This is a genomic window from Pararhodobacter marinus (assembly GCF_003122215.1).
In the GTDB taxonomy this organism is placed as follows: Bacteria; Pseudomonadota; Alphaproteobacteria; order Rhodobacterales; family Rhodobacteraceae; genus Pararhodobacter; species Pararhodobacter marinus.
This window is the reverse complement of record NZ_QEYD01000011.1, coordinates 62,599-81,657: the sequence shown is the minus strand read 5'-3', so window position 1 is coordinate 81,657 and position 19,059 is coordinate 62,599. Positions and strand designations below refer to the sequence as shown.

At 67.3% G+C, this 19,059-nt stretch carries 19 protein-coding genes; 6 read left to right on the top strand and 13 right to left on the bottom strand.

Features of this window, described 5'->3' with window-relative positions; translation table 11 throughout:
* Positions 1-86 precede the first annotated feature (86 nt).
* Positions 87-896, top strand: coding sequence for a rhomboid family intramembrane serine protease (locus C4N9_RS17050; protein ID WP_109534558.1), 810 nt, complete (start codon positions 87-89; stop codon positions 894-896).
* Positions 897-924: 28 nt separating this feature from the next.
* Positions 925-1,830 carry an oxygen-dependent tRNA uridine(34) hydroxylase TrhO gene (trhO, locus tag C4N9_RS17045; RefSeq protein WP_109534557.1) on the top strand — a complete coding sequence of 302 codons (906 nt, stop codon included), beginning with the start codon at positions 925-927 and terminating at the stop codon, positions 1,828-1,830.
* 87 nt (positions 1,831-1,917) lie between these two features.
* Here the strand turns inward: trhO and C4N9_RS17040 are convergent, their stop codons facing one another.
* The 4 genes from C4N9_RS17040 to C4N9_RS17025 all read right to left on the bottom strand — a co-directional run bounded on the left by C4N9_RS17040 (position 1,918) and on the right by C4N9_RS17025 (position 5,421).
* A complete protein-coding gene (locus C4N9_RS17040; RefSeq protein WP_109534556.1) occupies positions 1,918-3,411 on the bottom strand; it encodes an inorganic phosphate transporter in 1,494 nt (497 codons plus the stop codon).
* Positions 3,412-3,470: 59 nt separating this feature from the next.
* Positions 3,471-3,941, bottom strand: a complete 471-nt coding sequence (locus C4N9_RS17035; RefSeq protein WP_109534555.1) for an NUDIX hydrolase — start codon at positions 3,939-3,941, stop codon at positions 3,471-3,473.
* 99 nt (positions 3,942-4,040) lie between these two features.
* Positions 4,041-4,463 (bottom strand): alternative ribosome rescue aminoacyl-tRNA hydrolase ArfB, encoded by a 423-nt coding sequence (gene arfB, locus C4N9_RS17030; RefSeq protein ID WP_245902598.1) that lies wholly within the window; start codon positions 4,461-4,463, stop codon positions 4,041-4,043.
* Between the two features lie 322 nt (positions 4,464-4,785).
* Entirely contained in the window at positions 4,786-5,421 is a 636-nt protein-coding gene (locus C4N9_RS17025; RefSeq protein ID WP_109534553.1) for a queuosine precursor transporter, read from the bottom strand.
* 261 nt (positions 5,422-5,682) lie between these two features.
* Here C4N9_RS17025 and C4N9_RS17020 point away from each other — a divergent pair, with 261 nt between their 5' ends.
* The gene (locus C4N9_RS17020; protein ID WP_109534552.1) at positions 5,683-8,886 is read left to right on the top strand and encodes a hypothetical protein; all 3,204 of its coding nucleotides are present in this window, start codon (positions 5,683-5,685) and stop codon (positions 8,884-8,886) included.
* Between the two features lie 121 nt (positions 8,887-9,007).
* Here C4N9_RS17020 and C4N9_RS17015 read toward each other — a convergent pair whose 3' ends face one another.
* The 6 genes from C4N9_RS17015 to cysG are packed head-to-tail and all read right to left on the bottom strand — an operon-like array spanning position 9,008 to position 14,317.
* Positions 9,008-9,802 (bottom strand): ferredoxin--NADP reductase, encoded by a 795-nt coding sequence (locus C4N9_RS17015; protein ID WP_109534551.1) that lies wholly within the window; start codon positions 9,800-9,802, stop codon positions 9,008-9,010.
* A complete protein-coding gene (locus tag C4N9_RS17010; protein WP_109534550.1) occupies positions 9,799-10,176 on the bottom strand; it encodes a DUF934 domain-containing protein in 378 nt (125 codons plus the stop codon). The genes C4N9_RS17015 and C4N9_RS17010 overlap by 4 nt, the downstream gene beginning before the upstream one ends.
* Complete coding sequence (locus C4N9_RS17005) at positions 10,173-10,883, bottom strand: phosphoadenylyl-sulfate reductase (protein ID WP_109534549.1); 711 nt, start codon at positions 10,881-10,883, stop codon at positions 10,173-10,175. The genes C4N9_RS17010 and C4N9_RS17005 overlap by 4 nt, the downstream gene beginning before the upstream one ends.
* Positions 10,873-12,537: a nitrite/sulfite reductase gene (locus C4N9_RS17000; RefSeq protein ID WP_109534548.1), complete on the bottom strand. Its 1,665-nt coding sequence runs from the start codon at positions 12,535-12,537 to the stop codon at positions 10,873-10,875. The genes C4N9_RS17005 and C4N9_RS17000 overlap by 11 nt, the downstream gene beginning before the upstream one ends.
* Positions 12,538-12,560: 23 nt before the next feature.
* Entirely contained in the window at positions 12,561-12,923 is a 363-nt protein-coding gene (locus C4N9_RS16995; RefSeq protein WP_109534547.1) for a DUF2849 domain-containing protein, read from the bottom strand.
* Positions 12,923-14,317 carry a siroheme synthase CysG gene (gene cysG / locus C4N9_RS16990; RefSeq protein WP_109534546.1) on the bottom strand — a complete coding sequence of 465 codons (1,395 nt, stop codon included), beginning with the start codon at positions 14,315-14,317 and terminating at the stop codon, positions 12,923-12,925. Before cysG ends, C4N9_RS16995 begins: the two co-directional genes overlap by 1 nt.
* 246 nt (positions 14,318-14,563) lie before the next feature.
* On the opposite strand from cysG, the gene C4N9_RS16985 reads away from it, so the two are divergent.
* Positions 14,564-15,109: a GNAT family N-acetyltransferase gene (locus tag C4N9_RS16985; RefSeq protein ID WP_109534545.1), complete on the top strand. Its 546-nt coding sequence runs from the start codon at positions 14,564-14,566 to the stop codon at positions 15,107-15,109.
* A gap of 107 nt (positions 15,110-15,216) precedes the next feature.
* On the opposite strand, the gene C4N9_RS16980 is transcribed toward C4N9_RS16985, so the two are convergent.
* Entirely contained in the window at positions 15,217-16,695 is a 1,479-nt protein-coding gene (locus C4N9_RS16980) for an NAD-dependent succinate-semialdehyde dehydrogenase (protein ID WP_109534544.1), read from the bottom strand.
* Between the two features lie 81 nt (positions 16,696-16,776).
* On the opposite strand from C4N9_RS16980, the gene C4N9_RS16975 reads away from it, so the two are divergent.
* Positions 16,777-17,565 carry an alpha/beta hydrolase gene (locus C4N9_RS16975; RefSeq protein ID WP_109534543.1) on the top strand — a complete coding sequence of 263 codons (789 nt, stop codon included), beginning with the start codon at positions 16,777-16,779 and terminating at the stop codon, positions 17,563-17,565.
* A gap of 15 nt (positions 17,566-17,580) precedes the next feature.
* Here C4N9_RS16975 and C4N9_RS16970 read toward each other — a convergent pair whose 3' ends face one another.
* A complete protein-coding gene (locus C4N9_RS16970) occupies positions 17,581-18,009 on the bottom strand; it encodes an organic hydroperoxide resistance protein (protein ID WP_109534542.1) in 429 nt (142 codons plus the stop codon).
* A 106-nt stretch (positions 18,010-18,115) separates the two neighbouring features.
* Between C4N9_RS16970 and C4N9_RS16965 the strand changes: the two genes are divergently transcribed.
* Positions 18,116-18,544: a MarR family winged helix-turn-helix transcriptional regulator gene (locus C4N9_RS16965; protein WP_109534541.1), complete on the top strand. Its 429-nt coding sequence runs from the start codon at positions 18,116-18,118 to the stop codon at positions 18,542-18,544.
* Here C4N9_RS16965 and C4N9_RS16960 read toward each other — a convergent pair whose 3' ends face one another.
* On the bottom strand, positions 18,545-19,030 hold the full coding sequence (locus C4N9_RS16960; RefSeq protein ID WP_109534540.1) for a CoA-binding protein: 486 nt from the start codon (positions 19,028-19,030) through the stop codon (positions 18,545-18,547).
* Between the last annotated feature and the right edge of the window lie 29 nt (positions 19,031-19,059).

Here is a 19,059-nt window from a genome sequence, read left to right as displayed (position 1 = left end):
TCAAATATCCTCGGGGGTGAATGGGCCGCAGGCCCAGAGGGGGCAGACAGCCCCCTGTCGCCCCGTCCAGACAGGATTGATGCCCGATGCTGCCCCTCGCCGATCACAACCCGATCCGCCATATCCGCTTCGCCTTCGTCAACTGGGCGCTGATGGCACTGTGCCTGGCGATCTTCGTGGCGCAGGTGCCGTGGTACGACTACGCCTTCACCCCGGCGACGCTGCACCTGGCGGGCGGACCGAAGGCCCCGGGCGGAACGGCCGAGATGCTGGGACAGATGGTCAGCTACATGTTCCTGCACGCGACATGGCTGCACCTGATCGGCAACCTCGTGGTGATGTGGGTCTTCGGCGACAATATCGAGGACGCGATGGGCCATCTGCGCTTTCCGTTCTTCTTCATCCTGTGCGGCATGGCGGGTGCGGGGACCGAGGCCCTGTTCACCGATCAGCCGCAGGTGCCGGTGATCGGCGCCTCGGGGGCGATCGCGGGGCTGATGGGGGCCTATCTGCTGCTGCATCCGCGCGCCAAGGTGCTGGTGCTGGTGGCGCTCAGGGTGCCGGTCCTGGTGCCGGCGGGGCTGTTTGTCGGGCTGACCGTGGCGCTCGACCTGATCTCGGCCCTGTCGCAGATGCCGGGCGAGGTGCGGGTCGCGTTCTGGGCCCATATCGGCGGCTTCGTGGCGGGCGCCGCGCTGATCCCGGTGATGCGCAAGCGCGACGTGCCCCTGTTCCAGCCGCCCGTTCCCCATCCCGAGGCCGGGTTCTTCGGCGCGGGCCGCTGGCTGCCGGATTTCGGGCGCGACCGGCCGGGCGGCTCGCGGCTGATGTTCTGGCTGAAATCGGCGCTGTTCTTCGTCACGCTGGCCTGGCTGGCCGAAAGCTTCCTTGCCTGAGCGGGCCGATTGGCGCTATGGCCCGGCCATGCTGACCATCGCCGCGCTCTATCATTTCACCCGTTTCGACGACCCGGCCGCGCTGAAAGGCCCGCTGGCAAGGCGCGCCTGCGCCGAGGGCGTGAAAGGCTCGCTCCTGCTCGCGCCCGAAGGCATCAACGGCACCATTGCCGGAAGCCGCGCGGGGATCGACGCGGTGCTGGCGCATATCCGCGCGCTGCCGGGCTGCGCGGATCTCGAATGGAAGGAAAGCCACGCCGAGGCGATGCCCTTCGGCCGTATGAAGGTGCGGCTGAAGCGTGAGATCGTGACGATGGGCCAGCCCGATGTCGATCCGCGCGCCCGCGTCGGGCATTATGTCGAGGCCCGCGACTGGAACGATCTGATCGCGCAGCCCGATGTCGCGGTGATCGACACCCGAAACGATTACGAGGTGGCGATCGGCAGCTTCGCGGGCGCGGTCGATCCCGGCACGTCCAGTTTCGGCGAGTTTCCCGCCTGGTGGGAGGCCAACAAGCACCGCTTTCACAATAAGCGGATCGCGATGTTCTGCACCGGTGGCATCCGCTGCGAGAAATCCACCAATTACCTGCTGCAACAGGGGGTGCACGAGGTGTTCCACCTGAAGGGCGGGATCCTGAAATATCTCGAGGAGGTGCCGAAGGATCAAAGCCAGTGGCAGGGCGGCTGTTTCGTCTTCGACCAGCGCGTCGCGGTGGGGCACGGGCTGGCCCCGACGGGCCATGTGATGTGCCATGCCTGCCGCCGCCCGCTGGAGCCCGCCGATCTTGCGCGCCCGGATTACGAAGAGGGCGTGCAATGCCATCACTGCGTGGGTGAATTCACCGAGGAACGGCGCCAACGCTTCCGCGAGCGGCAGAAACAGGTGGCGCTGGCCGAGGCGCGGGGCGAACGGCATCTGGGCCGGGACTGAAAGCGCCGGGAACGGTGCGTGAAATCACGCACCCTACAGTGTCGCGCTTGTAGGGTGCGTGATGTCACGCACCATGCGGTGTCCGCGTCAGCGCAGCCCGGCGAGCAGCGTCGCCGCCCAGAACAGCCCGCCCGACAGGGCCGCCGTCGCCGGCACGGTAATGACCCAGGCCGCGAGGATCGTCATCATATGCGAGCGGCGCACGACCTTGCGGCGGGTGCGCTCCTCGACCGGCAGGGTCGAGAGGTCGCGATTCACCTTGAGGATCTTCTCGTGGTACCATTCGCGGTAGAAGCCCACGCCGAAGATCCCGCCGATGGCGATATGCGTCGACGAAACCGGCAGGCCCAGCCACGAGGCGAAGATCACCACAACCGCCGCCGACAGCGCCACGCACCACGCACGCATCGCGTTGAGGCGGGTGATTTCCGAGCCGACGATATTGATCAGCCGCGGCCCGAACAGCATCAGCCCGACCGACAGCCCCACCGCGCCGGTGATCATCACCCAGTACGGGATCTGCACCCGGTCGCCCGAGGCGCCGTCCTGCACCGCATGCACGATGGCCGCGAGTGGACCGACGGCGTTCGCCACGTCGTTGGCCCCATGCGCGAAAGACAGCAGCGCCGCCGACAGGACCAGCGGGATCGCGAACAGTGCCTTGAGCGACTTGGTGCGGTTCTCCAGCCCGCGCGACTGGCGCGCGATGACCGGACGCATCAGAAGCGCCAGCGGGATGGCCACGGCGACGCCGATCAGCACCGATTCGCCCAGACCCAGATGGACCAGCTTCTTCAGGCCCTTCATTGCCATATACGTGGCAAAGACGCCGCCCATCACGCCGATCAGCACCGGCACCCAGGTCCGGGCGGCGGCGATCTTGTCCTCGCGATAGATGATGCGGTTGTTGAGGATCGCCAGGAAGCCGGCCGCGATCACCCCGCCCATGACGGGCGAGATCACCCAGCTTGCGGCGATGGCGCCCATCACGCTCCAGTTCACCGCCGCGAAGCCCGCCGCGGCGATACCCGCGCCCATCACCCCGCCGACGATGGAATGCGTGGTCGAGACGGGCGCGCCCATCGCGGTGGCGAGATGGATCCACAGCGCGCCCGCCAGCAGCGCGGCCATCATCGCCCAGACGAAAATCGCGGGTTCGGCCACCGATTCCGGCGCCACGATCCCGCGCGAGACGGTCGAGACCACATCGCCCCCGGCCAGAAGCGCCCCCGCCGTTTCGCAGATCGCCGCGATCAGCAGCGCCCCGCCCAGCGTCACCGCCTTGGCGCCCACCGCCGGGCCCATGTTGTTGGCCACGTCGTTGGCGCCGATATTGAGCGCCATGTAGGCGCCGATCGCGGCCGCGATCACCACGACCCAGGTTCCCGTCCCCGCGCCCATGATCGTCGCGGCGGCCAGTCCGGCCAGGGCGATGAACACCATGGCGATGCCCGGCGCCACCAGCGGGCGCGAGGTGAACAGCGTCGCCTGTTCCAGAAGGCCGATGCGGCCAAGGTCCTTGTCGAGGGTCTTGATCCCCTTGGCGGTGGGATCGGCTTTCAGGTCGGCGGGCGAGGACATCGCGGGCTCCGGCTGTCACAAAAGTGTCACGAAGGCCCTAAAGAAGCGCCCGGCTTACATCAACCGCCATTCTTGCCGAGGTCGCGCAAAAGCGCCTTCAGTTCCGGCTCGTCCACGGCCGATGCTGCGGCGGCGGGCGACATCCAGATCCGCTCGCGGCGGCCCTTCTCGGGGAAGGTCTTGGTCAGCGCGTCCACGCGCAGGCGGTAGACATAGCAGCGGCAGGTGACGGGAATGCCGCCGCGCACCGTCTTGCGGTAGGTGTAACTGCCCAGCGGCTCGTCGTCGATGCGCCCCTCGACCCCTGCCTCTTCCCACGCTTCCTGCTGCGCGGCCTCGGCCAGCGAGCGGCCTTCCATCGGCCAGCCCTTGGGCACGATCCAGCGCTTGGTGGTCAGGCTGGTGATCATCAGGACTTCGGGGCCCTTCGCCCCTTCGCGCGTGCAAAAGGCGGCGGCCTGCAGAAATTCGGGCCGCTTGAAAACGGGCCCGACGTAATTCAGGAACGAAGAGACGGCGCTTTGTTTCATGTCGGACTGCCCGGACCCGTTTTGGCCCGCCTTCGAAGGCGGATCTGTTTTGTATGAACCAGAATTAGGGTTGTGCTTGGATTTATCCACACTCTTCGCTCAGATATCCGGGTCGTCAACACGGCCGCGCAAAGATTTTACCGATCCGCGGCGCGTTTTCGCGTCCATGCGCCGCTGCCGGCTACCGTAGCTGGGTTTCGTGGCAATCCTGCGACGGGGCGCCACCAAAGCCTGCCGGATCAGCTCGACCAGCCTTTCACGGGCGATTTCGCGGTTGCGCGCCTGGCTGCGGGTATCCTCGACCCGCAGCACGATGGCGCCGTCCTGCGTCCAGCGGCGCCCGGCAAGCCGTTTCAGGCGGTTCTTGACCGGCTGCGGCAGTGACGGCGAGCGCTCGGCCTCGAACCGCAATTCGACCGCGGACGAGACCTTGTTCACGTTCTGCCCGCCGGGGCCCGAGCTACGGGTGAACTGTTCGGTCAGTTCCCATTCCTGAAGCGATATGTCGTCGGAAATACGCACCGGCGGACCTGTTTCGAAAAAAGAAAGGCAGGCAAGGCCCCGCCGGTATTCATGTAGCACCCGGCGCAGCGGGTGCCAGTTTGCGGATAATCGAAAGGGCCGCCCGGCTATTCGAGCGGCCCTCACGAGCATTAAGGAGATGGAGCCGGTTAGAACCAGGCCCAATCGTGGGCTTACCACTGACAGGCTGCTGTCAGCTCTCGTCCCTCCCGACTGTCCCGACACCTCTCTCCAACATCACTCTCGACACTGGACCACCTCCTTTCGCTAGGGTTTAACCGTAACTCGATGGTGGCACATATCTGGTGTTTGTCAAAAACTTTCAGACCGGATTTTGGGTCAATTTGCGCGTGATGAGTCGGAACGGCAACAGAGCGATCATCGCGAGCGACAATTTGACCATCCAATCGGCAATCGCCAGAGACACCCACAAAGGTGTCACCGGACCGACACCAAGCGCTGGCAAAGTCTCTTGCGCCCAGCTAACATCCGCCGCCGGATCGATCCAGCCAAGCGTGGCCGAGAAGGCGACGGAAAAGAACAGCGCGGTGTCGAGCGAGCTGCCCACCAGTGTGGAGATCAGCGGCGCTTTCCACCAGGCGCCGCCACGCACGGCCGAGAAAACGCCGATATCGACCATCTGCGCGACAAGGAAAGCCAGCCCCGATCCCAGCGCGACGCGCAGGGTCACCGCCGGGAATTCGTAGCCGTCGCCCTGGATCATGATCTGCGTGCCGATCAGCGAGCAGGCGACACCCACGGCAAAGCCCGCCCAGACGACGCGGCGCGCGGCCTGCGGGCCATAGACGCGGTTCATCACGTCGGTGACCAGGAAGGCGAAGGGATAGGTCAGCGCGCCCCAGGTGAGCCAGTTGCCCAGCAGGAACTGCACAAGGATATTCGAGGCCACGACAATGGCGGCCATGGCAAGAATGCCGGGAAGATAGGTTCGGGTCATGTTCTGAAACCGTTTTGACAAGGTGGTCGGGGACTTGGCCACCCTGCCGCCGGGCAATCCCCGGCGCGGGCGACGCGCCCCTCTACGCCCTCAGGCCCTGTCTGGCAAGGGGTTTGCGCGGCAGAAGCGCAGGCCGCACCGGCGCAGGACCGCCGCACGCAACATGATGCCGATGTGAAGGGGGGCGGGGACTCAGGACTTTGCGCACGGCAGATCGGTGCTATCGTTACCGTGTTTTGCCTTTGGCACGAGGATCATTTCATGACGTTGTTTTCACTGCGCAGCTCGACTGCGCTTGTCGCGCTTTCCGTATCCCTGTCCGTCGGCCTGCCACTCATGGCGCCCGCCCAGGAACCCCCCGCCGCCCAGAGCCAGAGCGAGGGCTGGCAAGAGGCCACGCAGTTCGGCCTGCGTTTCGGCCTGCCGCCGGGCGTGACGCAGATCCGCGACCTGCCCGGTCATGCCGTCTATTCCGATCTCGAAGACCGCCGCGCAAACGGCGTGGTGATCGAGATCCAGCAATTCGACAGCGCCTATTGGCAGCAACTGAACGATCTCGGCCCCGAAGGCGTGATCTCGGCCCTGAATGCGCGGCACCTGGTCGAGGTCGCGCGCGAGGAGCAGACGATCCGCGTGGGCGACCGCGATTTCGCGCTTTATCGCGGCACCGGCACGCTCGAGGACGCCTCGGGCGAGCCGGTCGAGCGCCAGGTGCTGTTCCTTGTCTCGATGGATCCCGACAGCGACGGCAACACGCTTTTGATCGGCGTGGTGGGGGTCGGGCTGGGCGGCGCGGCGTCGGGCGCGCTGGAGGCCGAGTTCATCCGCTCGCTGGACGTCGACGGTACGGAAGACGACGGCACGGACGACGAACAGGATGGCGCGCTGGAGCCGGAAGACACGGCCCCCGCGATCGCGATGGCCGAACCGGAAGCGCCGGGCGTCACCATGGCTACGCCGCAATCCGAAGGCGTCACGCTGGCAGAGGACGCCGCCGATGAGGCGGGCGAGGCGGGCGCAGACACCATGCCCGAAGCCGAAGCCGATACGGCAACGTCCGACGCAGAAAGCGCCGCGCCCGAAACGGCGGCCCCCCCGGATCCGGCCGTGGCCGCGCTGCGGGCGATCCTGGCCGAGATCGGGTCGATGCCCGGTCCCGACGGCACGCTGGCCGAAGGCTGGACCCGCCACGAGCGGTTCGGCCTGCAGATCGCCGCACCCGAAACCGCGATGATCATCGCCGACCGGGGGCCCGGCGAGCGGCGCGAATTCGTGCTGCGCGAGAACCTGACCGAGGTCGAGGGCGGCTCGCTGGAATTCGCCACGCTGATCCTGTCGCGCGACGATGTCGACGCGGTCCCGGGCGACGAGGGATTCACCGCGATCATGGCGCCCGACCATCCCGAACGCGTGGCCGAAAGCCCCCGGCGGGTGATGATCGGCGACCGCGAGATGCGGCTCTACGTCGTCGTGGGCGATCCGCTGCCGGATGGCGGGGATCCGTCCTCGGTCGAGATCTACCTCACCGACCTGCAGCCCGATGCGGGCGGCGATTTCCTGGTGCTGGGCTATCGGGCCCGGCTGACCCCGCTGGACACCGCGCTCGGCGCCTATGCGCGCTACCTGCAGGCGCTGGAGCCGGTGTCGGCCGAGGCCGCGCAGACGGAACCCGACGCACCGGAAACGGCCACACAGGACGGCGCGGCGCCCGTCAATCCCGAGGTCAATCCCGAGACCGGCCCCGACGCCCGTGCAGAGGCGCCCTATGGCACGCCCGAAGGCCTGACGCCCGACGGCTGGACCCGGATCGACCGTTTCGGGCTGAGCCTCGCCATGCCGCCCTATGCCGAGATCCGGAACGACAGGCCCGAGGGGCCCGAGCGGGGGATCAACCTGTATCACCGCGACCGCAGCGCGCGCACGCAGTTCGAAGCGGGCATCGCCATCGTCCCGGCGGCGGGCCTGCCCGGGCTTCCGGGCGACGAATCCTTCCGCGCGATGCTCGAAGGATTCGCCGATGTGCCGGTGACCGAGACCGGCAAGGTCGTGACGCTGGGTGGCGTTCCCTTCCGGCTCTACACCGCCGAGGGGATGCGCGAATACCGCAGCGATCTGGAGCGGCAGCTTCAGGGCTTCTACCTGGCCGGTGCGCCCGATCCCGAAACCGGCGACGTCACGCTGATCGGCGGGTCGATGCGGGGCTATGCGCCCGAAGTCGCGGTCGAGACGCTGACGGCGCTCATGCGCTCGCTCAGCGCCGGGGCAGAGGCGGCATCCAGCGCGGCGACCGATACGGCCCCTGAGCGTGCGGAACCCCCGACCGGGTCGCAAGAGGCCGCGACAGAGGAAGCCGGGGCCGAGGAAGGCACCCCCTCAGAGGCCCCCGCAGAGGCCACGTCACCGACCACGCTGCTGACCGGCGCGGTCTCGCTTGCGCTGCCCGAAGGGCTGGCGGTCACCGGAACGCGGCGCGGCGATACCAGCGTCGATATGCAACTCGGGCAGGCCGACAGTCCCGAGCTTCCGCGTGTGCGGATCGCGGCCGGCATGCTGGACCGCCCGTTGCAACGGCAGATCGCCCGGATGTTGCACTCGCTGCAGGCGGTGGTCGAAACCGAAATCGGCGGCGTGCCGGTCTGGGTGATCTATGGTCCCTCGACACGGGCGATGGATAACCGCCGCACCGATCCGGACGAGGATATCCCCGCGCGGCTGGTGATCCCCGCCGCCTGCACAGGGGACGAGCCGCCCTATCTGGTGGCGATGATGACCGCACCGGGCGACGAGGCGCTGCTCGATGCGCTGCAACCGACGCTGGCGCTGAGCGTGCCTGCGGGTGCCACGCCCTGTGCGCCCGAGCTTCTCGCGGATATCCGCGCGGCAATCTCGGCCCCCGCCGCGGCGCAGGAACCGGGAATCGCGATGCCGCCGCCGCCCACGGAACCGGGCGGTGAGGATGCGACGGGCGATGCGGCGACAGATCCGGCAACAGATCCCGGCATCGCGGTGGGTGAGCCGCATCCGGGCGGGTCGGCCTCGCTGGCGATGGCCGAGGCGCGGGCCTGGGAAGAAGCGCTGCGCATCGGGACGCCCGAGGCGGTGCTGGCCTTCCTTGCGCAGTATCCCCGGGGCCTGCATTCGGGCGAGGCGCGCGGCTGGCTTCATGCACGCGACATCTACGCCCCGGACGAGTACCGCCCGGACCCGTCCCGCCTGCCCGAGACGCCCGACGGCATCCGCGCGCCCAGCGAGGCCGAAGCCTGGACCATCGCGCTGGCCGACGGGCGGGCCGAGGGGCTGTGGACCTATCTCAAGGCCCATCCCGAGGGCGATCACGCCGCCGAGGCGCAGCTCATGCTGAGCCGGATGCTGCGCGGTCGGGACGACGGCGAGGTGGTGCGCGATCCGGGTCGTCCGCCCGCGCCCGAGGCACCCCGGCCCGATCCCGGCCCGGTGAAGCGTTGACACGGGGCGGTGCGTGAGAGCACGCACCCTACAGCCGCAGCCCGGGATGGCAGAACGCCCGCACCGGAAGGTACGGGCGCGACGCTGTAGGGTGCGTGATCTCACGCACCGTTCCGACGGTTCAGATCCCGTCGCCCACGAAGGCTTTCTCGATCACGTAATCGGCGGGCGCCGAGTTCGAGCCCTCTTCCAGCCCGAAGCCTTCCAGCACCGCCGCCACGTCCTTGTTGAAGGCCAGCGAGCCGCAGACCATCGCGCGGTCGCGCTCGGCCGTCAGCGGGCCGTCCAGCCCCAGATCGGCAAAGACCGTGCCGTTCGCCAGGTTGTCGGTGATGCGGCCCGTATAACGGCTCTCTTCCCGCGTCGTCGTCGGGTAGTAATGCAGCTTGCCCTCGACAAGTTCGCCGATCAGCGGGTCGTTCTGCAGGTCCTCGACCAGCTTGCGGCCATAGGCCAGCTCGCCCGCCTCGCGGCAGGTATGCATCATCACGACGCTGTCGAATTTTTCCCAGGTCTCGGGCTCGCGCAAGAGCGATGCGAAGGGCGCAAACCCGGTGCCGGTGGCCAGGAACCACAGCCGTTTGCCCGGTTTCAGCGCGTCATGCACCAGTGTGCCCACCGGTTTGGGCCGCAGGATGATCGGCTCGCCCACCTGGATATGCTGCAGTTTCGAGGTCAGCGGCCCGTCGGGCACCTTGATCGAGTAGAATTCCAGCTCGTCGTCCCAGGCGGGCGAGGCGATGGAATAGGCCCGCAGGATCGGCTTCCCGTTGTCGCCGGGCAGCCCGATCATGACGAATTCGCCCGAGCGGAACCGCAGGCTCTGGGGCCGCGTCACCCGGAACGAGAACAGCCGGTCGGTCCAGTGGGTGACGGCGGTGACGGTCTGCAGGTCGGGGTTGATCTGCTGGTTCATGCATTCCTCCGCAATCTTGCGCGGTAATCGTGGCCCTGCCAGTCGGCGCGGCTGAGCCATTGGTCCTGTGGCTGGCGCTCGGCCAGGTCGTCGGAAATCTCGACCTCGTCGAAACCCGCGCGCCGGGCCATGGCGTATTGGTCGGCGATCACATGTCCCGCCGCCCGAAGCCGCCCGCCAAAGCCCGCCCGGCGCAGGCGCGCGGCCAGCGTGAAGCCGCGCCCGTCGGCAAAGCTGGGAAACGCCACGCGGATGGCGGTGACACCGTCGAGCTGCTGCTCGACGGCGGCGATGTCCACATCGGGGGCAAGGTCGAACCAGTCGCCGTTGTGGCTGTCGGGCGCGAAGCCCGTATCGGTGACGATCACACTCACGAAGCCTGTCTCCTGATCACGCGGCCATCCACGATATGGATGCCGCATTCGTCCTTGTCGGTGCCGCGCCAGCGTCCGGCGCGCGGGTCTTCGCCCGGCGCAACCGGGCTTGTGCAGGGGGCGCAGCCGATCGAGGGATAGCCCTTGGCCACCAGCGGATGGCGGGGCAGCGCGTGCTCGTCCATATAGGCGCCCAGATCGGCGGCCTTCCAGCCGGCGAGCGGGTTCACCTTCAGGTGGCGAAACGCCTCATCCCATTCGAACAGGTCGATGCCCTCGCGCGCGCCGCCCTGAAAGCGCTTGCGCCCGGTGATCCACCCGTCGAAGCCCTTCAGCGCCTGTTCCAGCGGCCGCGTCTTGCGCAGATCGCAGCAGGCGTCCTGATCGCCCCGGTGCAGCATCCCGAACGGATCCTTGGCGTCCAGCGTCGCCGCCTCGGGATGGATGACGCGCAGATCGGTCAGGCCCAGCCGCTGCGCCAGATCGTGCTGGTATTGCAGCGTTTCCTCGAACAGCATCAGCGTGTCGATGAACAAGACCGGCACGTCGCGGTCGATCTCGGCCACCATGTGCAACAGCACGGCGCTGTCGGCGCCGAAGCTCGAGACCATGGCGATCTTGCCCAGCGCGCCCGAGAGCGCGACGCGCAGCGCGCCCTCGGCATCGCCCTCATATCGGGCATTGAGGCGGGAGAGATCAGGCTGCATCGCGTTCGGCCTCGTAAAGCGCGTCCTTGAAGGGCGCGAGGCCGACGCGGCGATAAGCGTCGAGGAAGGTTTCCTCGCGGCTTTCGCGGATCTCCAGATAGGCGCGCAGGATGCGCTCGATGGCGGGCACGATCTGGTCATAGGCGAAGCCCGGCCCCGTGCGCTCGCCAAGGCTCGCGTCTTCGGTACCGTCGCCGCCCAGCGTGATCTGGTAGTTCTCCACCCCCGCGCGATCGAGGCCGAGGATGCCGATATGCCCGACATGGTGATGCCCGCAGGCATTGATGCAGCCCGAGATCTTGATCTTCAGCGGGCCGATATCGTGTTCGAGCTTCAGCGCATCGAACCGGGTGGCGATCTCCTGCGCCACCGGGATCGAGCGGGCCGTGGCCAGCGCGCAATAATCCATGCCCGGGCAGGCGATGATGTCGCTGACCAGCCCGACATTCGCGGTGGCGAGGCCCACGGCCTTCAGCGCCTTGTGCAGCGCGGGCAGGTCGGCGCGGTGGACATGCGGCAAGATCACGTTCTGCTCGTGGCTGATGCGGATCTCGCCATAGCCATAAGCCTCGGCCAGATCGGCGATCACGCGCATCTGCTCGCTGGTTGCGTCGCCCGGCGTCTCGCCGTGCTTTTTCAGCGAGATGGTGACGATGGCGTGGCCGTCGGCCTTGTGGGCGTGCAGGTTGGTATCGGCCCAGGCGCGGAATACCGGGTCGGCGCTGTGGGCCGCCTGATAGGACAGGTCCGACGCGGCGCGGAACGCGGGCGCCGCGAACATCGCCTTGATGCGGTCAAGCTGCTCTTGCGTCGCGGCGGCTTCGAATTGCGGCGCGATCTCGGCAAAGCGCGCTTCGGTCAGGTCGCGGAACGTCTCGATCCCGTTCTCGTGCACGGTGATCTTGATCCGCGCCTTGTACTTGTTGTCGCGACGGCCCAGCAGGTTGTAGGTGCCGACGACCGCTTCCAAGTAGGGCAGCAGATCGGTCACCGGCAGGAAGTCGCGCAGCACCTTGCCGATCATCGGCGTGCGGCCAAGACCACCGCCCACGATCACCTCGAAACCGATCTCGCCATCCTTCGACACGGTACGCAGACCGATATCATGCGCGCGGGTGACGGCGCGGTCGATCTCGGATCCCGTCACCGCGACCTTGAACTTGCGCGGCAGGAACTGGAATTCCGGATGGTCGGTCGACCATTGGCGGATCAGCTCGGCATAGGGGCGCGGATCGGTCAGCTCGTCGGCGGCGGCGCCGGCGAAATGATCCGACGTCACGTTGCGGATCGTGTTGCCCGAGGTCTGGATCGCGTGCAGCCCCACCTCGGCCAGCGCGTCCAGCATATCGGGCACATCGGGCAGTTTCGGCCAGTTGTACTGGATGTTCTGGCGCGTGGTGAAATGGCCGTAGCCCTTGTCCCAGCGATCCGCGATCTCGGCCAGCTTGCGCATCTGGTCGGGATTGAGCGTGCCATAGGGAATGGCCACGCGCAGCATATAGGCGTGCAGCTGCAGATAAAGGCCGTTCATCAGGCGCAGCGGCTTGAACTCGTCCTCGGTCAGGCTGCCGTCGATGCGGCGCGCGACCTGTTCGCGGAACTGGCGGTTGCGCTCGGCCAGAAAGGCCGCGTCGAAATCGTCATAGACATACATGTCGAAATCCTCGGGCTTCGTGTTCAGGCGGCGTTCGAGGCCGCGGCCTGCTTGCCGTGGGCATAGTTCGAGGGGCCGCGACGGCGGAAATCCTCGCGGAAATGGGTGGGTTCGGCGCCGCGCGGGCCGTGCTTGACCTCGGCAAGGTAACAGCCGACCACTTCGGCATGACGCTTCGCGGCCTCGGCCAGGGCCGCCTCGGCAGCGAGCGGCTCGTCGAAGACCTGCGCGTCGGACAGTTGCCGGGTCCAGCTGCGATCCCCGGCCAGATAGACCACATCGCCTTCGAGCAGCGCATTGGCGGTGACGACCTGCGGTTTCGGGGCGCGGGCCTTCGGGGCGGGTTTGGCGGCGGCTTTGTTGTCGGCTTTGGTATCGGCGGGCATCAGGCGAATTCCTCGAGAAGGTCGGGCAGGACGGCTTGCGCGCGCGCGGGCGCCAGACCGATCAGGGTAATGACGGGACCGGCCAAAGCGGCCTCGGACAGGGTTTGCGGCAGATCGCCCAGCGTGGCGGTGACGATGCGCTGATCGGGGCGGCTGACATTCTCCACCAGCGTGACGGGCGTCGCGGCCTCGGCCCCGTGCATCAGCAGCCGGCCCTGCACGAAGCGCGCGGCGCGCTTGCCCATGTAGATGGCGGCGACGGCCCCCGGACGCGCCAGATCGCGCCAGTCGTGATCGGCGAAGCCCTTGGTGTCATGCGCGGTCAGCAGGCGCAGGTCGCTGTTGCGGCCCCGACGCGTCAGGCTGGCCCCGATCGCCGCGGCGGCAGCGCTGGCAGCGGTGATCCCGGGCGTGACGGACCAGTCGATCCCGGCAGCGCTCAGCGCCTCGGTTTCCTCGTCCAGGCGACCGAAGACCGAGGCATCGCCCCCCTTCAGCCGCACCACGCGGGCGCCGGCCTGCGCGTGGCGAATCATATGGGCGTTGATCTCGTCCTGCGGGGTCGACGGCGCGAAGCCCTCCTTGCCCACGGCGATGAACTCGGCCTCGCGCCGCGCCAGCTCCAGGATCGCGGCGGGCACCAGCCGGTCATGGATCACCACGTCGGCGGCATCCAGCAGGCGGCGCGCCTTCAGCGTCATCAGCTCGGGATCACCCGGCCCCGCGCCGACCAGATCGACGCGGCCGGGCTCCTGTTCTGCGTCCAGATGCTGCTGCAGAAGCGCTTCAAGCGCATGGTCGAGCAGTTCCTCACCCGCTTCGGCCAGCACTTCGGGGCCGGTGCGGAAATAGTAATCCGCCCAGAAATCGCGCCGCGCCCGCCCGAAGGGCAGCGCCTCGGCGCGCGGGCGAAACAGCTTGCCCGCGCGGGCCAGCGGACCCAGCCCGGTGGGCAGCGAGGCTTCCAGATCGGTCTTGATCGCGCGCGCCAGGACCGGCGCCGCGCCCTCGGTGCCGATTGCCACGGTCACGGGGTCGCGGTCGACGATCGCGGGCGTGATGAAATCCGACGCTTCCAGATTGTCGACCACGTTCAGCGCAACTCCCGCGCCGCGCGCCAGCCGGGCGAAGCGCGCATCGGCATCGGCCTCGCCATGCGCGGCATAGGCCAGCGCGGCGCCCTGAAGATCGTGCGCCTCGGCGGCACGGCGGTGCAGGGTGACGCCCTGCGCCGTGACGGTTTCCAGAAGATCGGCCTCGGGCTCGGGCGCGAAGACGGTCAGGCGCGCCGTGGTCTTGAGCAGCAGTTTCAGCTTCGCCAGCGCGAAGGCACCGTTTCCGGCGATGACGACCGGGCGGTCGGCAAGATCGAGGAAGATCGGGAAATGCTGCATGTCTGGCCTCCGAAGCTTCCTTGGAAAATGGAATTATTTCCCGCTTCCGGCAAGGCGGCGCGCCAAACAAGAACCATGAACGCCGCCATGCGCACCCGATGGAAGAACGTTGTTCCAGAACCCGCCCTGCGCAGGTCAATATTCCCGTTCCGGCGCGCGCCCCGGAACCGCGTCCCTGTCCCGCCGCGCCCGGATGGCCGAATCGCCCCCTTTGCGCCCCTGCCTGTAGCTTGCTAACCTCACGCGATGACCCTGCATCCGCCCCGGCCCCGCCTCGTGACCCTGCGCGCTTTCGAAGACGGGGATGCGCGGCTGCATGCGATGATCCCGCCCTCGGCCGAGATCGCCCGGATGCAGGGCGGCGGTGGCAATGCCTTTGCGGGGCCCGATCCCGAACGCTCGCAACGCTGGCTGGCGGCGATGCGCGCCGAACCCTATGCGCGCATGATCGAGACCGATGGCCGGGCCGTCGGCCATATCCGCCTGCATTCCCATGTCCGCGCCGACCGTCGCGCGCGGCTGGCCATCGCGCTTTTCACCGAAGCCGATCTGGGCCGCGGCATCGGCCGCCGGGCCATCGCGCAGGCGCTCGATCATGCCTTCGGCGCGATGGACCTGCACCGCGTCGAGCTGCGCGTTCTGTCCGGCAATACCCGGGCGATCCGCTGCTACGCCGCCTGCGGCTTCGTCCACGAAGGCACCGCGCGCGAGGCGGCCTTCATCGACGGGCGCTGGCATGACGAACGGATCATGGCGATCCTGTCGCACGAACACGCGGTCCGGACGGCCTGAGCCGCGCGCGTCTTTGTTCCCGAAATATCCTCGGGGGGTGAATTTGGCGCAGCCAAAGAGGGGGGCAGACAGCCCCCTTTCCCGTTCTCCGCCTGTCGTGCCCGCGGTCAGATGCTCAGGCAGACATATTTCAGCTCGAGGAAATCCTCGATCCCGAAATGCGAGCCTTCCCGGCCCAGACCCGATTGCTTGACCCCGCCGAAGGGCGCCACCTCGGTCGAAATCAGGCCGGTATTCACGCCGACGATACCGTATTCCAGCGCCTCCTGCACCCGCGTCACGCGGCCGACATTCTGGGCGTAGAAATAGCAGGCCAGACCGAAGATCGTGTCATTGGCGTAGTGGATCGCCTCTTCCTCGGTCTCGAACTTGAAGAGCGGCGCGAGGGGGCCGAAAGTTTCCTCCTGCGCGACCTTCATCTGTTGCGTGACGCCCGTCACGACGGTCGGCTGGAAGAACGTGCCACCCAGATCGTGGCGCTTGCCGCCGGTGACCAGCGCGCCGCCATGGTCGAGGATATCCTTGATGTGGTCCTCGACCTTCTCGACCGCGTGTTCGTTGATCAGCGGCCCGGTCGTCACGCCTTCTTCCAGCCCGTCGCCCACGTTCAGCTTTTCGACCGCCGCGCGCAGCTTCTCGGCAAAGGCGTCATAGACGCCGGCCTGCACGTAGATCCGGTTGGCGCAGACGCAGGTCTGGCCGTTATTGCGGAATTTCGACGCCATCGCGCCTTCGACCGCCGCGTCCAGATCGGCGTCGTCGAAAACGATGAACGGCGCGTTGCCGCCCAGTTCCATCGAGCATTTCATCACCTGATCGGCGGCCTGTTTCAGCAGGATCCGCCCGACTTCGGTCGAGCCGGTGAAGGTGAGCTTGCGCACCAAGGGGTTCTCGCAGAACTCCTTGCCGATATCCGAGGACCGCGACGAGGTCACGACCGACAACAGCCCCTTGGGCACGCCCGCGCGTTCGGCCAGAACCGCCATGGCCAGCGCCGACAGGGGCGTCTCGGCCGCCGGGCGGGCAACGAACCCGCAGCCCGCGGCCAGCGCCGGCGCGACCTTGCGGGCGATCATCGCGTTGGGAAAGTTCCACGGCGTGATCGACGCGCAGACGCCGATCGGCTGCTTCAGCACGGTGATCCGCTTGTCGCGGCCATGGCCGGGAATGGTTTCGCCGTAGACGCGCTTGGCCTCTTCGCCGAACCATTCGACGAAAGACGCGCCGTACAGGATCTCGCCCTTCGCCTCGGCCAGCGGCTTGCCCATCTCGGCGGTCAGAATGGTGGCCAGATCGTCGGCATTCTCGGCCATCAGATCGTACCATTTGCGCATGACCGCCGCGCGCTCCTTGCCGGTCCAGGACATCCAGTCCTTCATCGCCTTGCCTGCCGCCTCGATCGCCCGCGCGGTTTCGGCGCGACTGAGATCGGCCACTTTCGCGATCACGTCGCCGCGCGCCGGGTTGGTCACGTCGAAGGTCGCGCCGTCATCGGCGTCGACCCACGCGCCCGCGACAAAGGCGCGGGTTTCGAACAGCGAGGGGTCCTTGAGCAGGCCGCGCAGATCGGTAGTGTCGTCGAGCATGGGTTCCTCTTCCTCGTATGCCTGAAGCGGTCACACCGCTGAGAGCATGAAATACTTAACAACGCAAGCAATGGAGCCTCGATGGCCGACGATCTGAGCCAGGCCTACGCGAATGCCGACTTCATCCCCGGCGCCGGGGACCTGCCCGCGCGCTGGTCGCGCGAGGCCGCCGTCTTCCGCGAGGGTCTGGGCGATCGCGCCCGCCTCGGTCTGGCCTATGGTAACACTCCGCGCCAGAAGGTCGACCTGTTCCTGCCCGAGGGGCCGGTGGCCGGGCTGATGGTCTTCGTGCATGGTGGCTACTGGCTGGATTTCGACCCGTCGAGCTGGTCGCATCTGGCGCAGGGCGCGCTGGCGCGGGACTGGGCGGTGGCAATGCCGGGCTACACCTTGGCGCCACAGGCCCGCATCGCGCAGATCACGGACGAGGTCGAAGCCGCCATTGCGCTGGTGGCCGAGGCCGTCGCGGGACCAATCGTGGTGATGGGCCATTCGGCCGGCGGGCATCTGTCGGCGCGCATGGCCTGCACCGATCGGCATCCGGACTGGGCCGACAGGCTGGCCCGGGTGGCACCGATCTCGCCCCTTTCGGATCTGCGCCCGCTCATGCAGACCTCGATGAATGCCGATCTGAAACTGGATGCAGGGGAAGCGGCCAAGGAAAGCCCCGCGCTTCTGGCGAAACGCGGGGATGTCGATGCGCTGGTCTGGGTCGGCGGGCAGGAACGCCCGGCCTTCCTGTGGCAGGCCCGAACCCTGTCCGAGGCCTGGGATTGTCCGTGGCATGTGGCGCCGGGGCGGCACCATTTCGACGTGATCGACGACCTGTGCGACCCCGACAGCCTGCTCATGCAGCGTCTTCTGGACTGACGCGGCGGGAACGGTTCAGACGAGCGTCAGCTTGACGTCGATATTGCCCTTGGTCGCGTGCGAATAGGGGCAGACGAAATGGCCGGCCTCGACCATCTTCTGCGCGACATCGCGCTCGACGCCCGGAAGCTCGACCTTCAGCTCGACGGCGATGCCGAAACCGCCATCGTCGCGCGGGCCGATGCCGACATTCGCCGTGACTTTCGCGTCGTCAGGCACGGTGCCCAGCTTCTGCTTCGCTGCCGCCGCGCGCATGGCGCCGAGGAAACAGGCCGAATAGCCCAGCGCGAACAGCTCTTCGGGGTTATGACCCTTGCCCGAACCACCAAGTTCCTTGGGCGGGGTCATGGTGATGGTCAGCTCGCCATTGGCCAGCGCGGTGGTGCCGTCGCGGCCGCCACCGGTTGCCGTGGCTTCGGTGCTGTATTTGACGTCGACGCTCATATCATTCTCCTGTCGTTTGCGATTCTATCGTATACGATACAAATAGCGCACCACGAGTTTCTGTCAATCGCTTGCGCGTCTATCGTGCACGACTTATCTTTCGGGCATGACCATTTCCCCTGCCGATATGCTCTGCTTCTCGCTGTATTCCACCCAGCACGCGATGCAGGCGGCCTATAAGCCGCTGCTGGAACCGCTGGGCCTGACCTATCCGCAATATCTGGTGCTCAGCGCGCTCTGGTCGAACGACGGGTGCAAGGTGGGCGAGCTGGGCGGCGAGTTGCTGCTGGAAACCAACACCCTCACCCCGCTTCTGAAACGGATGGAGACAGCGGGCCTTGTCACCCGCAAGCGCGACACCAGGGACGAGCGGCAGGTGCGGGTCCATCTGACGGCAGATGGGCGCGCGATGCAGGACCGCGCGGCGCATGTGCCCGAAGGCTTCCTGCGCGCGACGGGCCTGTCGATCCCGCAACTGGCCGCGTTGCGCGATCAGCTCAACGCGATGCGCGAGACGATGCGCGCGAAGACCTGATCACAGTTTCGAGCTGATCACGCCGGTATTGAACCCGCCCATCCTGAGTTCGCCGAACAGGCGCTGATACTCGATCTTCGGGCAGCGGTTCTGGATGAAGGTCACGCCGCGCTCGGCGCACATCGCCCGCGCCTCGTCGCTGACCACGCCGATCTGCAGCCACACCACCCGCAGGTTCGGCAGCGCATCGAGCGCCGCGCGCACGATGGGCGCGACGTGCTCGGAGCGGCGGAAAATGTCGACCATATCGGTTTCGGCCGGGGCGTCCGTGACATCGGCCACGACCGTTTCCCCAAACAGCGATTGCCCTTCCAGCCCGGGATTGACCGGGATCACCCGCATCCCTTTCAGCTTGAGATAGCGCGCGACGTAATAGCTGGGCCGGATCTCGTTCGACGAGACGCCGACAACAGCCACCGTTTTCACGCTTTTCAGGATCTTGCGCAGGGTCGCATCGTCGGGGGCGTCAGGGAGGGCTTCGGTCATCTCGGTCTCCGGTTTGTCCCCAACCTATC

What these genes read in the sequence shown, in the direction of transcription:
- C4N9_RS16995 (WP_109534547.1), bottom strand. Translation starts at nt 12,923, where the DNA reads ATGCCCGCCGATACCAAAGCCGACAACAAAGCCGCCGCCAAACCCGCC.
- C4N9_RS17040 (WP_109534556.1), bottom strand. Translation starts at nt 3,411, where the DNA reads ATGTCCTCGCCCGCCGACCTGAAAGCCGATCCCACCGCCAAGGGGATC.
- C4N9_RS17020 (WP_109534552.1), top strand. Translation starts at nt 5,683, where the DNA reads ATGACGTTGTTTTCACTGCGCAGCTCGACTGCGCTTGTCGCGCTTTCC.
- cysG (WP_109534546.1), bottom strand. Translation starts at nt 14,317, where the DNA reads ATGCAGCATTTCCCGATCTTCCTCGATCTTGCCGACCGCCCGGTCGTC.
- C4N9_RS16965 (WP_109534541.1), top strand. Translation starts at nt 18,116, where the DNA reads ATGACCATTTCCCCTGCCGATATGCTCTGCTTCTCGCTGTATTCCACC.
- C4N9_RS16975 (WP_109534543.1), top strand. Translation starts at nt 16,777, where the DNA reads ATGGCCGACGATCTGAGCCAGGCCTACGCGAATGCCGACTTCATCCCC.
- C4N9_RS17025 (WP_109534553.1), bottom strand. Translation starts at nt 5,421, where the DNA reads ATGACCCGAACCTATCTTCCCGGCATTCTTGCCATGGCCGCCATTGTC.
- C4N9_RS17000 (WP_109534548.1), bottom strand. Translation starts at nt 12,537, where the DNA reads ATGTATGTCTATGACGATTTCGACGCGGCCTTTCTGGCCGAGCGCAAC.
- C4N9_RS16980 (WP_109534544.1), bottom strand. Translation starts at nt 16,695, where the DNA reads ATGCTCGACGACACTACCGATCTGCGCGGCCTGCTCAAGGACCCCTCG.
- C4N9_RS17035 (WP_109534555.1), bottom strand. Translation starts at nt 3,941, where the DNA reads ATGAAACAAAGCGCCGTCTCTTCGTTCCTGAATTACGTCGGGCCCGTT.
- C4N9_RS17015 (WP_109534551.1), bottom strand. Translation starts at nt 9,802, where the DNA reads ATGAACCAGCAGATCAACCCCGACCTGCAGACCGTCACCGCCGTCACC.
- C4N9_RS17050 (WP_109534558.1), top strand. Translation starts at nt 87, where the DNA reads ATGCTGCCCCTCGCCGATCACAACCCGATCCGCCATATCCGCTTCGCC.
- C4N9_RS16985 (WP_109534545.1), top strand. Translation starts at nt 14,564, where the DNA reads ATGACCCTGCATCCGCCCCGGCCCCGCCTCGTGACCCTGCGCGCTTTC.
- C4N9_RS16960 (WP_109534540.1), bottom strand. Translation starts at nt 19,030, where the DNA reads ATGACCGAAGCCCTCCCTGACGCCCCCGACGATGCGACCCTGCGCAAG.
- C4N9_RS16970 (WP_109534542.1), bottom strand. Translation starts at nt 18,009, where the DNA reads ATGAGCGTCGACGTCAAATACAGCACCGAAGCCACGGCAACCGGTGGC.
- C4N9_RS17005 (WP_109534549.1), bottom strand. Translation starts at nt 10,883, where the DNA reads ATGCAGCCTGATCTCTCCCGCCTCAATGCCCGATATGAGGGCGATGCC.
- trhO (WP_109534557.1), top strand. Translation starts at nt 925, where the DNA reads ATGCTGACCATCGCCGCGCTCTATCATTTCACCCGTTTCGACGACCCG.